Consider the following 16,389-nt stretch of genomic DNA (forward strand, 5'->3'; position numbering starts at 1 on the left):
ATAAGTTTTTTGCATAAAAAATAAAATGTTTTTTTGATGAAAAAATAGACTATCTTTTGCTATCTTTTAAATAAGTTTCGCTCTAGAATGCGCGAAAATTTTCATCGTTAAATTGTGGCTTTTTTAGTCTGTTTTGTAGTGTCTAAACAAGTAATAATTTTGACGATCCTAGCGACCTTTTGCCCTTTAGAGGCGATGTAATGATCACAAGCTCGGTCACCAGCTCTTCCCCAAATATTGATATCCGTTTAGCCAGTATAGACGATTTAAAAGCCTTGCTCGTTTTGGAGGGCAAAGCTTTTACCGGTGATCGTTTGAGTCGTCGTAGCTTTCGTAATGCGATTACCAGTTCTGGCTCGGCATTATTTGTGGCAATGAAGGAAGGCGGCGAGCTGTTTGGTTATGCCTTGTTGCATCTTCGCCAAGGTACTCACTTGGCACGTCTGTATTCGCTTGCGGTATCGCCTGAGGCGCGTGGTCTTGGTATCGGCAAATTGTTGATCCAAGCCTGTGAGAAAAAAGCGCTTAAAAAAGGCAAAATGTTGCTGCGTTTGGAAGTCAGTGATGTGAATCATAATGCTATCGCCTTGTATCAAAAAATGGGATACAAGGAATTTGGGCATTACGATGCTTATTACGAAGACCAAACCGATGCGATTCGTATGCAGAAACGTTTGCGTCATGCGGGTGACGAACAAACCACGCGCGCGATTCCTTGGTTAGCACAAGGTACGCCATTTACGTGCGGGCCTGCGTCGTTGCAAATGGTGTTGTCTTCGATGCATCCAGATTATCAAGCAACGCCGAACGATGAGTTAGAAATTTGGCGTGAAGCGACGACGATTTTCATGACCTCTGGTCATGGCGGTTGTCATCCTATGGGATTGGCTTTGGCGGCGAAGAAGCGAGGTTTGTCTGCGGATGTTTGGTTGAGCGAAGAGGGGCCTTTATTTGTTGATAGCGTGCGTAACGAGTTAAAGAAAAACGTTATAACTCGCGTGCATGAAAGCTTTGCTCAGCAATGCGAAGAAGCCGATGTTCCCTTACATTATACAGCGATGCCGTTAGAGCAATTGATCGAAGCTTTCGACTCTGGCGCTTTGGCGATTATCTTAATCAGTACTTTTCGTATGGACGGAAAAAAATCCCCTCATTGGGTAGTGATGTCGGGCTACGACGAACATTGTATTCTGGTGCATGATCCGGATTTGGACGATGATAAAAAATTACCTGACGATCCACCAAGCCCGCTGGATTGTCAATTTGTGCCGATTGCTCGAGATGAGTTTGAAAAAATGTCACGCTTTGGGCAGAGTCGTCTGCAAGCCACGGTCGTGCTTAAAACTCAGTAAATAGCTTTTCTTCTCTGTTAATTCTTCAAGCAACTCACGGCACTTTCTCCATTTAGTTTTGAGGAGGGTGCCGTTTTTGTTTTTTCTATGTTGCACAAAAATCCAAGCGCTCGTATTTAAACGCTGTCATGATGTTACTCATTGATATGAAATAAGTTGATTTAAGGAGTATTCAATGAAGGTTGCGTTTACTAGTGACAATATTGCCGGTGCGTCAGAGTCTGTTTTTAAGGCCATGATGGAGGCCGCGCAAGGTGATGCTATGCCATATGGCAATGATGATGGCACGGCGCAAGTCACGCGTATGTTGTCGGAATTGTTTGAGTGCGATGTGGATGTCTTTTTGGTGTCTACCGGAACGGCTGCGAATTCGTTAGGAGTGAGTGCCTTTACGCCGCCTTGGGGCAGTGTGCTGTGTCACACAGAAAGCCACTTATTAAATGATGAATGTACTGCGCCGGAGTTTTATACCAGTGGCGCGCGTTTTGTCGGTATTGGTGGCGCGGATGCGAAGATGGATCCTGTTCAGTTGCAAAAATTGGTCAATCAGAAAATCGGTGATGTGCATTCTTGTCAGCCGTCGATTATTAGCTTTTCTCAGGTTACAGAAGTGGGTAGTGTGTATTCGTTAGAAGAAATTTACGCCATTACGAGTGTGGCGAAATCGGCAGGCTTGCCTGTTCATATGGATGGTGCGCGTTTTGCCAATGCTTTGCTCGCCTTGGGTTGTTCGCCAGCCGAAATGACATGGAAAGCGGGCGTGGATATTGTGTCTTTTGGTGCGACGAAAAATGGCGTGATGGCATCTGAAGCCATTGTGGTATTCAAACAAGCTTTGGAAGATAAAGGGATTTCTAGCGAAAAGGTAGCAAAAGAGCTCGGTTATCGTCGCAAACGTGGCGGGCATTTGCATTCCAAAATGCGTTTGTTGTCTTCGCAGATGATTGCTTATTTAACGGATGATTTGTGGCGTACAAATGCGACTCATGCCAATGCTATGATGGTGCTGTTGCAAGACGGTTTGAAAACCGTTCCGGGTGTGAAAATCAATACGCCCGCTCAGGCCAATATGTTGTTTTGTACCTTGCCATTGCCGATGATTGATCATTTGCAGGCAGAAGGTTTTGGCTTTTACGGTGGGCGCTGGGAAGAAGGCGTCATTCGATTGGTGACGTCGTTCAGAACTCCAAAAGAGGGTGTCGAAGCCTTTATCGCATCTGCGAAAGCGTTTGCAGCACAATAGTTTTGTTACGAGGAACTTTAACTAACAGCGATAGTTTGATGGTGCAACGCCAAAGGCTTGTTTAAAGGCTCGATTAAAGTGGCTTTGGTCATAAAAACCGACATCGGCCGCGATGTCGGTAATCATCGCATTCGATCTGGCTAATTGCGTGCAAGCCCGTTCTAATCTTAGGCGCATTAGCCAAGCGTGCGGCGCCAGTCCGGTTTGCTTTTGGAAGCGTCGAATGAATTGAAAGCGGGTTAATCCACAAAGTTCTGCTAGGTTATTCAAGGAAATTTTTCTGGATAGATTGGCTTCACAATATTCTCTAACGCGTTTTAGTTGCTGATTTGTTAGAGCAAATGTTTCTTGGATTAGTGGCTTTTTCTCTGCCGCCAGCAGTAAATTTGATAGTGCATTGGTCCATAAACTGTCTTTGTGAAGCTGGCTGGCGTATTGGTTTGGATCGAATGCTTGAGCAAGCTGTAAAAACGAGCGGTTGTGCGCGGGCTGATCGATTATCGATGGGGCAAGCAGAAGATTGGTGTCTCGGGCTTGGCTGTCGAGCAGCGCGGCTTGCATTAATTCTGTTGGAATGCGAAAGGTTTTTAAGTGGCGTGTTGTATTGTCTCGTCCTGATCCATCGTGAACTTCGCCAGGTGGCATTAGGCAAATTTGCTTTGGAACTAAGTCCAGAGTTTTATGTTGAACTTTCTGGTGTTGCGAGCCTTGAGTAACAAGCCCTATATGGTAATCCAAATGGTAGTGTGGCTGAAAATGAAACTCTGTGAGCTTTGCTTCACTAATAACCACGCCGGGTAGTTCTTCAATGTGCTGGTAGTGAAAAAAGTCATCGCTCGGCATTGTGTAAAGATCTCACTGCTTCTTCAATTAATCTGGTTTTATTGGTGACTTTTGCACCTTAACAGTGCTTACTATGGTAGCGATAAAATAGTCGTTCTGCTTGTATTTTTGTGCGTGGTGATTCATAACATCTTGGTGAAAATATAAGTTGGGTGTGTTTTGAAAATTAAGGATTCATTGTTATGGAAGAGTTACTTAGCTATATCTTGAGCGTACAAACGCTGGTTCTCGTACTGGTTATCTTTTTATTAAAGGGTTCGATTAAGTTTGTGCCGCAGAATCAGGCATACGTTATTGAGCGTTTTGGTAAATACCAATCGACGAAAGAGGCGGGTTTAAACTTCATTCTGCCTTTTATTGATCGTATTTCTGCGGATCGCTCTTTAAAAGAACAAGCGGTGGATGTGCCAGAACAAAGTGCGATTACGAAAGATAATATTTCTTTGCATGTGGATGGCGTGTTGTATTTCCGCGTATTAGACCCGTACAAAGCGACTTACGGTGTGGATGATTACGTCTTCGCTGTGACTCAGTTGGCGCAAACTACTATGCGTTCTGAGTTAGGTAAAATGGAATTGGATAAAACATTTGAAGAGCGTGATGTGCTCAACACCAATATTGTGGCGTCGATCAATGATGCAGCAGGTCCTTGGGGTATTCAGGTGTTGCGTTATGAAATAAAAGACATTGTTCCACCACAATCTGTGATGGAAGCAATGGAAGCCCAAATGAAAGCGGAACGTGTTAAGCGTGCGCAGATTTTGGAATCGGAAGGGGATCGTCAAGCTGCGATTAACCGTGCCGAAGGTCAAAAAGCGTCTGTGGTTTTGGCGGCAGAAGCGGATAAAGAAGAGCAAGTGTTGCGCGCAGAAGGTGAAGCAAAAGCCATCGTTGCTGTGGCATCAGCGCAAGCGGAAGCACTTCGTCAGGTTGGTGAAGCAGCGGCGACCGAAGAAGGTCAAAAAGCCATTCAGCTTGATCTTGCAAGCAAGGCAATTGAAGCGAAACGTGCAATTGCTAAAGAGTCTTCTGTTGTCTTGTTGCCTGATGGCGCGACAGAGCCGTCTGCGGTGGTAGCACAAGCCATGACCATTATTCAGCAAATGACAAAAGGGAGCTAAGTATGGATATCATTGCCAATAATCTGGCTCAGAGCTTGTTTATTGTTGGTTTGATTCTATTGGTCGTCGAAGTGACTGTGCTGGGTTTTGCAACTTTTGTACTCTTCTTCGTTGGCTTGGCTGCTATGGCTACAGGCGCTTTGGTTTATGTTGGAATACTGCCGAATAGTTTGCTGAGTGCTTTGTTGAGTACTGGCGTAATGACTATATTGGCCGCGTTAGTATTGTGGAAGCCATTGAAGCGTATGCAGTCAAAGGTGAGTACAAAAAAAGCCAAAAGTGAATTCACCGATCACCAGTTTTATTTGCAAGAGCCTGTGTCACCCACTCAGTCACCTAAATACCAGTATTCTGGTATTGAATGGTCTTTGGTAAGCGACGAGTTCATTGAAGCTGGAACGAAAGTAGAAGTTACTGAAGCAGAAGTAGGTAAATTGCATATCAAAGCCATTAGCACTAAGTAAACTTCTTTAGATCCTGATCAAAGAAACGCCAAGAGTGTCGGTTGTAGAGCCGAACATGCTTGGCGTTTTTTTATGGATTTGGATGGGAGGCAAAAGCTAACATTCAGTGATAGACTTGCTGGTAACGTGAATAGGAGTGATGCATATGTCTGACGCATTAAAAACCGTATTGGATAATATGGAGCATTTAACGCCGAGTGAAAAAGCTTTGGCAGCTCATTGTCTTTTGTCTTCTCTTGAAGGTGAGCCGAGTGATGATGTTGAGTCTGCTTGGTTGGCATTAGCGGAAGAGCGCAGTAATGCTTTGTTATCTGGTGATGTAAAAGCAGTAAGTTGGGAGGAGATTAAGGCACAAGTTGTAAAATAAGATGCTGAATTTAACCTTTCACCCAGATGTCAGTCAGGAAATTAAATTTTCTTATAATTGGTATCAATTTCAAGCCAAAGGGCTTGGTGATGACTTTATGAAAGAGCTTGAATCTGCATTCAAAACTATCCAGTCACTTCCTCGAACTTGACCTAAGTTCGGCGCAAACCATCATCGATTTTTACTATCTCGTTTCCCTTTCTCGGTTATTTATCAGATTCACGCTGGTAACCTGTATGTTGTTGCCATTATGCATAACAGTAAAAATCCAGACTATTGGTCGAGCAGACGTTAATTGGTGTTTTCTGTGCTGGTGGCTTTCTGTGGTAACCAGAAAGAAATAACGCTGGTTAGAACAAGAAATCCGCAAGACACCCAAAGGCAAGCTATTAAGCCAAAGTCTTGGTAAATCCAGCCTGACAAAATCGTGCCAATGAGCCGTCCCATGGCGTTGGCCATGTAGTAAAAGCCCACATCTAAAGACACACCATCTTCGCTGGCATGATGAACGATTAAGTAGCTGTGCAGCGAAGAGTTAATCGCGAACACTACACCGAATACTATGAGCCCGCTCAACAGAATCCATAAGCCTTGATCTACGTTTGTTAAGCCAATGGCGATGGCTGCAGGAATGGCGGTGAGTAGTATTGCCCAGAATTTGGCTTGTGTGCCTGTCGGTGTTTGTTGTTTGGTTTTTCCTGTGATGTGTGGTGCAAGGCTTTGGACTATGCCGTAGCCGATGACCCACAAGGCGAGGAAGCTGCCGACGCGCCAGTGATCCCAGTCAAACTGGCTGGATAAATACACCGGAACAGCAATCACAAACCATACATCCCGAGCACCAAACAAGAAGAGACGTGCCGCCGATAAAATATTGATTTCAGTGCTCTTGGAAAACATTTGTGAGAACTTCGGCTTGTTCTTCGACTTGCCTAAATCCTCTCGAAGTAGATACAAACTGGCGAGCCATACGATGGCCAGAGCTACTGCCATGGCTAGGATAGCGTTATGAAAGCCGATGGTGCTGAGTAGAAAACCACCTAAGAAAAATCCCACACCTTTAAGAGCATTTTTCGAGCCAGTTAGTAGGGCAACCCATTTGTACAAGGTGCCGCTGGCGTTTTTGGGAACGAGTGTTTTGATGGCACTTTTGGCGCTCATTTTGTTGAGGTCTTTGGCAATACCAGACAAAGCCTGTGCTGCCATCACCCAAGGGATGGTTAAAAAGCTAGTGGGTAGTAGGAGCATAGATAAAGCAATGACTTGCATGGCAAGGCCAATATTCATGGTGCGGTTGAGGCCCCATTTGGCCCCAAGCCAGCCACCAAAAAGATTGGTAATGACGCCAAAAAATTCGTAAAACAAGAAGAGCAAAGCGATGTCTAGTGCGCCATAACCTAGCTGGTGGAAGTACAGCACAACCAACATACGCAGTGCGCCGTCGGTGAGGGTGAAGCTCCAATAATTGCCAGTAACAATAAGATACTGACGAACGCTTTTAGGAAGTTGTGACAGCATGTGTGTTTCCGCTTTGCTTTGTTGTTTGTTTAGATTATTTGGTCTAGTATGCCGACTTTACGCATTAATTCCGCTGTGCGATTGGCGTAGCCCCACTCGTTGTCGTACCACACGTAGAGTTTTACTTGAGTGCCGTTAATGACCATGGTGCTAGGAGCGTCGATAATGCTTGATCTCGGATCTGTTTTGTAATCGATGGACACGAGAGGGCGCTCTTCATAACCCAGAATGTTTTTTAGTGGGCCGCTTTCGCTAGCAGCTTTTAACAATTGATTGATTTCTTGTTCGTCCGTGGCGCGGTTCATTTCAAACACACAGTCGGTAAGCGAAGCATTGGTTAAAGGTACACGTACGGCGTGACCGTTTAATTTGCCTTTTAGCTCTGGAAATATGTGAGTGATGGCGGTGGCTGAACCAGTAGTGGTTGGGATCAAGCTAGTGCCACAAGAGCGAGCGCGGCGTAAGTCTTTGTGTGGCGCATCGATAATGGTTTGGGTATTGGTAATGTCGTGAATGGTGGTCATGGAACCGTGTTTGATGCCAATAGTTTCTTGTAGCACTTTCACCACAGGCGCAAGGCAATTTGTGGTACATGAAGCGGCGGTAACGATAGGGTGCAGGCTAGGATCGTAGTCGCCATCGTTAACCCCCATCACAACATTGAGTACGCCATCTTCTTTTACAGGAGCGGTAACGACAACACGCTTTACGCCTTGATCTAAATAAGCCTGCAACAAGGCTTTGGTTTTCATCACACCAGAGGCTTCAATTACCACGTCGCATTGTGACCAATCGGTATCGGTAATGTTTTTGTTTTGCGTGCAGGCAATGGCTTTGCCGTTGATAACAATGGTATTACCAGTGCTGCTTGCTTCATTGTGCCAACGGCCGTGAACTGAATCGAAGTTGACTAGGTGAGCGAGGGTGGCAGCATCGCCTTTTAGGTCGTTGATCTGCACAAACTCCACATCGTCCCAGTCAAAGGCGGCGCGAAACGACAGTCTTCCCATGCGGCCAAAGCCATTTATTCCTACTTTTATGGTCATAGTTATGAATTCCTATTGGTTAATAAAAATGCGTTAACAGCAACTGCCTGTGCGTTTTGGGCGGCCGCCCATGGTTTCGAGTTGATCTACATTGTCTTTTAACCACAAAACTTGGTTGTCTAACGTGGTTTGTAGAACACTCTTCGACCAATTGGCTAGTTCGGGGTGTAGTTGATAAAACACCCATTGTCCTTGTCTTCGGTCGCTCAAAAGGCCGTTTTTCCTCAATTGAGCAAGATGGCGAGATATTTTGGGCTGCGTTTCGTTTAGTGCTTCGGTTAGCTCGCAAACGCATAGTTCTTGGTATTGGGTGATTAATAGCAAGCAACGCAAGCGAGTGTCGTCGGCAAGAGCTTTATAGAAGGTATCGGGGGTCATGTTTAAAAGCGCATCAGTGAATAATAATTGCAGTGTATATGTAAAATCGTATATATGTAAAACCACATGTCCAGTTTGTTAAACATTTAACAAAAAGTTCATCTAGGGTTTGGTTTTAAGTGGAAAGGTCTGGTGGTAATAAAAAAGGGCGAACTCCGAAGAGTTCGCCCTTGATGTATCTTGCTTCATGAGCATTGTTTGATAAAAGTCGAATGCTCTAGCGCAAAATTAAGAGAGGGATGTCGCTCTCAATAATCATCTTACTGGTATTGCTACCAACGAAGAATTGACGAACTTTAGAATGGGCATAGGCGCCCATTGCCATAAGCTCTATCTGATTTTCTTCACGGTATTGGGTTAATACAGAGTAAATTTTACCCGGTATGATAGAGGCGGTGACGTCGAAGCCTTCTTCTTCAAGTATTCGGTGTGCCTCTTCGAGCTTGGCGCGTTTTTCTGGTGTTGCTTCGCCAGCCATTACAAGGTGGCAAGGCAGACCAAGTAATAATGGACTTTGTGCAATACGCTCAATAGCATTGTCTGCGGCTTCTCGGCCGTCATACGCAATCATAAAATTCTTTGGCGCTTTAAATTCATCGACGCTAATTAAGATTGGGCGATGAAGAGTGCGTGCTACTCTCTCAATGTGCGAACCAATAGTGTGGGCGCTTTGAGTATGGCCGCTGCCACAACGCCCTACGACGATGAGGCGAGTGTCTTCCTCAAGATCTATGAGGTTTTCGACAAGGTCGCCATGGCGCTGCAATAGCTCAATTTGCTTAGCGCCCGCTTTATGAGCAAACTCTTTTGCGTTTTCAAGTACCAGTTTGCCATGCTCTAAAGCTAGCTTGGCGCGCTGGGTGTCCAAAGCAACGAGTTCTTCTAGTAAATGTTCTCTACTGCCTAGGCCAATTGAGCCAGAAAGGTCTTCGTCGGTTCTAGCTGTTTCTTTTTCTAAGGAGTGCATCAAGGTTAATGGTGAGCCCATTTGCTTGGCTGCCCACACGGATGCGTTGGTGACACACTCAGATAGAGAAGAACCATCAATACAAGCTATTACATTATTCATGTTGCACTCCTTGTTATTATTCTAGGGTGTTCTAGTGGCCACCCATGACTTTTTCGACTTCCTCAGGGTTGTTGTGAACCCCAAATTTATCGACAACGGTTGCGCTGGCTTCGTTCATTCCTACCAGTTCAACTTCGGCGCCTTCGCGACGGAATTTGATCACGACCTTATCCAAAGCGGATACAGCGGTTATATCCCAAAAGTGCGCTTCGGTTAGATCAATCGTAACGCTTTCAACCGCTTCTTTAAAATCAAAAGACGCATTAAATTGATCTGACGACGCAAAAAACACTTGCCCGATTACTTTATAAGTTCGATGACCTGTTTGTGTGCCTTGTTCATTCTTCACAACCATAAAGCGGCCGATCTTATTGGCAAAGAACAAAGATGCCAGCAGCACGCCGACAAAAACACCGATTGCTAAGTTGTGTGTGGCAACCACAATAGAAACCGTCGCCAACATTACAATATTAGTTGATAGTGGGTGTTTTTTCAGGTTGATGACAGATTCCCAAGAGAAAGTACCAATCGATACCATGATCATCACGGCAACTAAAGCGGCCATTGGGATTTGACTAATCAGGTCGTCTAAGAAAACCACCATGATCAACAATAAGAAACCAGCGATAAAAGTAGAAAGACGACCACGACCACCGGATTTTACGTTGATAACAGATTGTCCAATCATGGCACAACCTGCCATGCCGCCCAACAGACCTGATGCGATGTTGGCAACACCTTGTCCTTTGCATTCGCGGTTCTTATCACTGCTTGTGTCAGTGAACTCATCCACAATAGTGGCTGTCATCATGGATTCCAACAAACCTACTACTGCCAGCCCAAGTGAATAAGGCAAGATAATCATCAGTGTTTCTAGACTTAACGGTACATCAGGCCAAAGGAAAATAGGTAGGGTATCTGGTAGTTCGCCCATATCACCCACAGTTCGAATGTCTAAGCCATACATCATTGCGAAGGCTGTCAGTACGACGATACATATTAATGGGGAAGGAAGGGCTTTACCGATGACAGGAAGCAAAGGGAACAGATAAATAATGCCCAAGCCGGCTGCCGTCATCGCGTAGACATGCCAGGTGACATTGGTTAGTTCTGGTAGCTGTGCCATAAAAATCAAAATGGCTAAGGCGTTTACAAAGCCAGTTACAACAGACCGTGAGACAAACCGCATTAAAGCCCCGAGTTTTAAATACCCCGCTATTATCTGAAAAACACCGGTAAGTAAGGTGGCAGCAAGTAAATATTCTAAGCCATGCTCTTTTACCAAGGTCACCATTAACAGTGCCATGGCACCGGTTGCTGCCGAAATCATACCGGGGCGACCGCCAACAAATGAAATGACAACGGCAATACAGAAAGAGGCATACAAGCCCACTTTAGGGTCAACACCTGCAATGATGGAAAAAGCAATGGCTTCTGGAATCAAAGCAAGCGCAACCACTGTACCGGCGAGAGAGTCGCCTTTAATGTTTGAGAACCAGTCTCGTTTTATCGTGTCGATCATGTATTACCTTCTGAATAAATTAGAGCAAATAGGCAGACGCTATTTTTAGCAGTTTGCTTTATGGGCTTTTATCTTGTTAGCCGTTTTATAAAAATATGTTCTGAATATTGTGCCATGACAAGGACGGTGCAAAACACTCCCCATAGGCGCATTGAGTGAGTCAGAGACTCTGAAAGAGACATCGAGCAGCGTTTCACTCTTAAGTGCTTAAGATCTGTGCCCGAAAGTGCGCAAATTATAAAGAGTTGACTTATGCATGGCAATGACAATAGGGCAGAAGATACAGGTGTATTCAGAGGCGGCTAGAAAAAAGCATAAAAAAGGGTAAGAAATGTCAAAAAAAGGGCTGGACTGTACCAAGGTACAATAGCTGCCTTGTCTTTTTTGCCCTATCTTGGAAGTAATTATAGAACTATTACGACTTACTTTTAGTCTTCTTTTTTTAGGGAACGTATCATGAGCGACAGTCAAGTACCATTTGCAACAACAGGTAATACGATCGGCTTTATCACTAAGTTAACTGGTTCTGTGATGATTCAATCTATTGATGGTCAAGAACGCGTGGTAAAAATCGGTGATCCGATATTCTTTGGTGAGACGGTTTTGACTGGTCCTAATGGCAGTGTGGTAATTGCTTTTGTTGATGGTTCGGAGCTCGAGATAGGTGATAACTCGGTTGTTGAAATTACCGATGAAATTTACAATACGAATGACAATGATTCCCTAGTCGCAGACTCCTCTACAGATTTTGATGCACTGCAACAGGCTATTTTGGCGGGCGATGATCCTACCTTAATTCAAGAGGCACCGGCAGCGGGTGAAGAATTGGATGGGCAAAATCGTGTTGATGTTGATATTGAACGAAATGACGACTTCACGCTTCCAACCTTTGGTAATGATAGTGAAAATAATGGTGAGCAATTTGTACCGACGGAAACCGCACAAAGCCTTTCTCGGGACTCATCTACTGTAGACCCAACACCAACACCAACACCAACACCAACACCAACACCAACACCAGAGCCAACGCCAGAGCCAACGCCAGAGCCAACGCCAGAGCCAACGCCAGAGCCAACGCCAGAGCCAACGCCAGAGCCAACGCCAGAGCCAACGCCAGAGCCAACGCCAGAGCCACCAACACCTGGGCCAACACCTACAGCTGATACTTCAATTAATAAGCCAATCATTGATTTAGTATCGGAAAGCGACAGTGGTGATGAGTCAACAGATAACCTCACCAATGACAGAACTTCGACGTTTAGCCTTTCGAATATTGATGCTGATGTAATTCTTGTTGAAGTATTCAACGGTACGACAAAGTTAGGTGATGCAATACAAGCCGAAAATGGTAGTTGGAGTTTTACAGCTGCTGATGGGCAATTGGTGGAAGAGGCTAATTCTCTTACTGTTAAAGTGACTGACGCTGCAAGCAATACAGCGACTTCAGATATTCTTGTTGTTACGCTAGATACTATAGCAAATGCAGAAATTACCATTGATACGATTGCTGGTGATGATGTGCTTAGTGCATTAGAAGCTGGTGGTACTGTCGTGATTTCTGGAATCGTCACAGGTGATGCTGCAGTTGGTGACACAGTTACCTTAACTATTAATGGTGACAGTTCAAAATACACTGGTCTAGTTAATGCAGATGAAAGTGGTAGGTTAGTTTATAGTATCGATGTTGAAGGCAGTGACTTAGTTAATAACCGTATTGTACAGGCAAGCGTGACCGGTACCGATGCTGCTGGTAATGAGTTCACAGCTACATCAAGTTCCACAGATGGAGTTTATCAAGATAAAAGTATGGTAGTTGCAAGTCTTGATGATAATGGATTCACTCCTGAAGGCGAAGATGCAATTTTCACCCTGTCGCTTAATCAAGCTTCTCTAGCGGATGTTACTGTTAAGCTTTCTACTTCTTTTGATACGGCAAGTGCTGATGATATTGGTACTATGACAGCAAGCTACCAAGACTCAAACAGCGGTACAGTGTCATTAACAATCAATGTTGATGGGACTCTTACTGTTCCTGCTGGCGTTACTAAAGTCATATTAAATGTCCCCACTATTGAAGATTCTATTCATGAAGGTAACGAGAAATTTACTATTAATGTAGAGGGCGTTTCAGGAGTTGTCGCCTTTGATAGTGCAACGACAACGATTATAGACAACGACGATGCACCGACGATCGATAACGTGAGCCAAGCGGTGAATGCGGATGGCGACGCGGTGGATGAAGGCGAAGGCGCGGTGTTCACCGTGAGCCTAAGCAACGCCAGCAGCTCGGCTCAAACGTTCACGTTTAGCTTGGCAGACGGCACGGCGGGCAGCGACGACTACAACACAGACCTGTCGAACGTGACGTTCGGCACAGGCGTGACGAACAACGGTGACGGCACGATCACGGTCGATGCGGGCGTGACGGAGTTCACGGCGACGGTCGCGACGACCGATGACACGATCGACGAAGCGGATGAAACGTTCACGTTGACGGTTGGCGGCAAGACAGGCACAGCAACGATCATAGACAACGACGATGCACCGACGATCGATAACGTGAGCCAAGCGGTGAATGCGGATGGCGACGCGGTGGATGAAGGCGAAGGCGCGGTGTTCACCGTGAGCCTAAGCAACGCCAGCAGCTCGGCTCAAACGTTCACGTTTAGCTTGGCAGACGGCACGGCGGGCAGCGACGACTACAACACAGACCTGTCGAACGTGACGTTCGGCACAGGCGTGACGAACAACGGTGACGGCACGATCACGGTCGATGCGGGCGTGACGGAGTTTAACGGCGACGGTCGCGACGACCGATGACACGATCGACGAAGCGGATGAAACGTTCACGTTGACGGTTGGCGGCAAGACAGGCACAGCAACGATCATAGACAACGACGATGCACCGACGATAACGTGAGCCAAGCGGTGAATGCGGATGGCGACGCGGTGGATGAAGGCGAAGGCGCGGTGTTCACCGTGAGCCTAAGCAACGCCCAGCAGCTCGGCTCAAACGTTCACGTTTAGCTTGGCAGACGGCACGGCGGGCAGCGACGACTACAACACAGACCTGTCGAACGTGACGTTCGGCACAGGCGTGACGAACAACGGTGACGGCACGATCACGGTCGATGCGGGCGTGACGGAGTTCACGGCGACGGTCGCGACGACCGATGACACGATCGACGAAGCGGATGAAACGTTCACGTTGACGGTTGGCGGCAAGACAGGCACAGCAACGATCATAGACAACGACGATGCACCGACGATCGATAACGTGAGCCCAAGGGTGAATGCGGATGGCGACGCGGTGGATGAAGGCGAAGGCGCGGTGTTCACCGTGAGCCTAAGCAACGCCAGCAGCTCGGCTCAAACGTTCACGTTTAGCTTGGCAGACGGCACGGCGGGCAGCGACGACTACAACACAGACCTGTCGAACGTGACGTTCGGCACAGGCGTGACGAACAACGGTGACGGCACGATCACGGTCGATGCGGGCGTGACGGAGTTCACGGCGACGGTCGCGACGACCGATGACACGATCGACGAAGCGGATGAAACGTTCACGTTGACGGTTGGCGGCAAGACAGGCACAGCAACGATCATAGACAACGACGATGCACCGACGATCGATAACGTGAGCCAAGCGGTGAATGCGGATGGCGACGCGGTGGATGAAGGCGAAGGCGCGGTGTTCACCGTGAGCCTAAGCAACGCCAGCAGCTCGGCTCAAACGTTCACGTTTAGCTTGGCAGACGGCACGGCGGGCAGCGACGACTACAACACAGACCTGTCGAACGTGACGTTCGGCACAGGCGTGACGAACAACGGTGACGGCACGATCACGGTCGATGCGGGCGTGACGGAGTTCACGGCGACGGTCGCGACGACCGATGACACGATCGACGAAGCGGATGAAACGTTCACGTTGACGGTTGGCGGCAAGACAGGCACAGCAACGATCATAGACAACGACGATGCACCGACGATCGATAACGTGAGCCAAGCGGTGAATGCGGATGGCGACGCGGTGGATGAAGGCGAAGGCGCGGTGTTCACCGTGAGCCTAAGCAACGCCAGCAGCTCGGCTCAAACGTTCACGTTTAGCTTGGCAGACGGCACGGCGGGCAGCGACGACTACAACACAGACCTGTCGAACGTGACGTTCGGCACAGGCGTGACGAACAACGGTGACGGCACGATCACGGTCGATGCGGGCGTGACGGAGTTCACGGCGACGGTCGCGACGACCGATGACACGATCGACGAAGCGGATGAAACGTTCACGTTGACGGTTGGCGGCAAGACAGGCACAGCAACGATCATAGACAACGACGATGCACCGACGATCGATAACGTGAGCCAAGCGGTGAATGCGGATGGCGACGCGGTGGATGAAGGCGAAGGCGCGGTGTTCACCGTGAGCCTAAGCAACGCCAGCAGCTCGGCTCAAACGTTCACGTTTAGCTTGGCAGACGGCACGGCGGGCAGCGACGACTACAACACAGACCTGTCGAACGTGACGTTCGGCACAGGCGTGACGAACAACGGTGACGGCACGATCACGGTCGATGCGGGCGTGACGGAGTTCACGGCGACGGTCGCGACGACCGATGACACGATCGACGAAGCGGATGAAACGTTCACGTTGACGGTTGGCGGCAAGACAGGCACAGCAACGATCATAGACAACGACGATGCACCGACGATCGATAACGTGAGCCAAGCGGTGAATGCGGATGGCGACGCGGTGGATGAAGGCGAAGGCGCGGTGTTCACCGTGAGCCTAAGCAACGCCAGCAGCTCGGCTCAAACGTTCACGTTTAGCTTGGCAGACGGCACGGCGGGCAGCGACGACTACAACACAGACCTGTCGAACGTGACGTTCGGCACAGGCGTGACGAACAACGGTGACGGCACGATCACGGTCGATGCGGGCGTGACGGAGTTCACGGCGACGGTCGCGACGACCGATGACACGATCGACGAAGCGGATGAAACGTTCACGTTGACGGTTGGCGGCAAGACAGGCACAGCAACGATCATAGACAACGACGATGCACCGACGATCGATAACGTGAGCCAAGCGGTGAATGCGGATGGCGACGCGGTGGATGAAGGCGAAGGCGCGGTGTTCACCGTGAGCCTAAGCAACGCCAGCAGCTCGGCTCAAACGTTCACGTTTAGCTTGGCAGACGGCACGGCGGGCAGCGACGACTACAACACAGACCTGTCGAACGTGACGTTCGGCACAGGCGTGACGAACAACGGTGACGGCACGATCACGGTCGATGCGGGCGTGACGGAGTTCACGGCGACGGTCGCGACGACCGATGACACGATCGACGAAGCGGATGAAACGTTCACGTTGACGGTTGGCGGCAAGACAGGCACAGCAACGATCATAGACAACGACGATGCACACCGACGATCGATAACGTGAGCCAAGCGGTGAATGCGGATGGC

At 47.8% G+C, this 16,389-nt stretch carries 13 protein-coding genes; 7 read left to right on the forward strand and 6 right to left on the reverse strand.

Annotated elements, in window-relative coordinates; all coding sequences use genetic code 11:
- Nucleotides 1-200: 200 nt before the first annotated feature.
- Nucleotides 201-1,352, forward strand: a complete 1,152-nt coding sequence (locus KDW99_RS08010; RefSeq protein ID WP_255828772.1) for a GNAT family N-acetyltransferase/peptidase C39 family protein — start codon at nucleotides 201-203, stop codon at nucleotides 1,350-1,352.
- A gap of 175 nt (nucleotides 1,353-1,527) precedes the next feature.
- The gene (locus tag KDW99_RS08015; protein WP_255828773.1) at nucleotides 1,528-2,595 is read left to right on the forward strand and encodes a threonine aldolase family protein; all 1,068 of its coding nucleotides are present in this window, start codon (nucleotides 1,528-1,530) and stop codon (nucleotides 2,593-2,595) included.
- A gap of 21 nt (nucleotides 2,596-2,616) precedes the next feature.
- Here the strand turns inward: KDW99_RS08015 and KDW99_RS08020 are convergent, their stop codons facing one another.
- The gene (locus tag KDW99_RS08020) at nucleotides 2,617-3,438 is read right to left on the reverse strand and encodes an AraC family transcriptional regulator (protein ID WP_255828774.1); all 822 of its coding nucleotides are present in this window, start codon (nucleotides 3,436-3,438) and stop codon (nucleotides 2,617-2,619) included.
- A gap of 182 nt (nucleotides 3,439-3,620) precedes the next feature.
- Here KDW99_RS08020 and KDW99_RS08025 point away from each other — a divergent pair, with 182 nt between their 5' ends.
- The 3 genes from KDW99_RS08025 to KDW99_RS08035 all read left to right on the forward strand — a co-directional run bounded on the left by KDW99_RS08025 (nucleotide 3,621) and on the right by KDW99_RS08035 (nucleotide 5,390).
- Nucleotides 3,621-4,559, forward strand: a complete 939-nt coding sequence (locus KDW99_RS08025; RefSeq protein WP_255828775.1) for an SPFH domain-containing protein — start codon at nucleotides 3,621-3,623, stop codon at nucleotides 4,557-4,559.
- A gap of 2 nt (nucleotides 4,560-4,561) precedes the next feature.
- Nucleotides 4,562-5,023 carry an NfeD family protein gene (locus tag KDW99_RS08030; RefSeq protein WP_255828776.1) on the forward strand — a complete coding sequence of 154 codons (462 nt, stop codon included), beginning with the start codon at nucleotides 4,562-4,564 and terminating at the stop codon, nucleotides 5,021-5,023.
- Nucleotides 5,024-5,168: 145 nt separating this feature from the next.
- Complete coding sequence (locus KDW99_RS08035) at nucleotides 5,169-5,390, forward strand: addiction module protein (RefSeq protein WP_255828777.1); 222 nt, start codon at nucleotides 5,169-5,171, stop codon at nucleotides 5,388-5,390.
- 291 nt (nucleotides 5,391-5,681) lie between these two features.
- Here KDW99_RS08035 and arsJ read toward each other — a convergent pair whose 3' ends face one another.
- The 5 genes from arsJ to KDW99_RS08060 all read right to left on the reverse strand — a co-directional run bounded on the left by arsJ (nucleotide 5,682) and on the right by KDW99_RS08060 (nucleotide 10,923).
- Entirely contained in the window at nucleotides 5,682-6,908 is a 1,227-nt protein-coding gene (gene arsJ / locus KDW99_RS08040; protein ID WP_255828778.1) for an organoarsenical effux MFS transporter ArsJ, read from the reverse strand.
- Between the two features lie 29 nt (nucleotides 6,909-6,937).
- On the reverse strand, nucleotides 6,938-7,954 hold the full coding sequence (locus KDW99_RS08045) for an ArsJ-associated glyceraldehyde-3-phosphate dehydrogenase (protein ID WP_255828779.1): 1,017 nt from the start codon (nucleotides 7,952-7,954) through the stop codon (nucleotides 6,938-6,940).
- A gap of 33 nt (nucleotides 7,955-7,987) precedes the next feature.
- Nucleotides 7,988-8,332 (reverse strand): ArsR/SmtB family transcription factor, encoded by a 345-nt coding sequence (locus tag KDW99_RS08050; RefSeq protein ID WP_114410933.1) that lies wholly within the window; start codon nucleotides 8,330-8,332, stop codon nucleotides 7,988-7,990.
- A 217-nt stretch (nucleotides 8,333-8,549) separates the two neighbouring features.
- A complete protein-coding gene (locus KDW99_RS08055; protein ID WP_255828781.1) occupies nucleotides 8,550-9,401 on the reverse strand; it encodes a universal stress protein in 852 nt (283 codons plus the stop codon).
- Between the two features lie 31 nt (nucleotides 9,402-9,432).
- Entirely contained in the window at nucleotides 9,433-10,923 is a 1,491-nt protein-coding gene (locus KDW99_RS08060; RefSeq protein WP_255828783.1) for a SulP family inorganic anion transporter, read from the reverse strand.
- Nucleotides 10,924-11,379: 456 nt separating this feature from the next.
- Between KDW99_RS08060 and KDW99_RS08065 the strand changes: the two genes are divergently transcribed.
- Together KDW99_RS08065 and KDW99_RS08070 are read left to right on the forward strand one after the other, a co-directional pair.
- Entirely contained in the window at nucleotides 11,380-13,743 is a 2,364-nt protein-coding gene (locus tag KDW99_RS08065; protein ID WP_255828785.1) for a retention module-containing protein, read from the forward strand.
- Between the two features lie 208 nt (nucleotides 13,744-13,951).
- Nucleotides 13,952-16,366, forward strand: coding sequence for a beta strand repeat-containing protein (locus KDW99_RS08070; RefSeq protein ID WP_255828786.1), 2,415 nt, complete (start codon nucleotides 13,952-13,954; stop codon nucleotides 16,364-16,366).
- Nucleotides 16,367-16,389: the final 23 nt, after the last annotated feature.

This window comes from Marinomonas rhizomae (assembly GCF_024397855.1).
Taxonomy (GTDB): domain Bacteria; phylum Pseudomonadota; class Gammaproteobacteria; order Pseudomonadales; family Marinomonadaceae; genus Marinomonas; species Marinomonas rhizomae_A.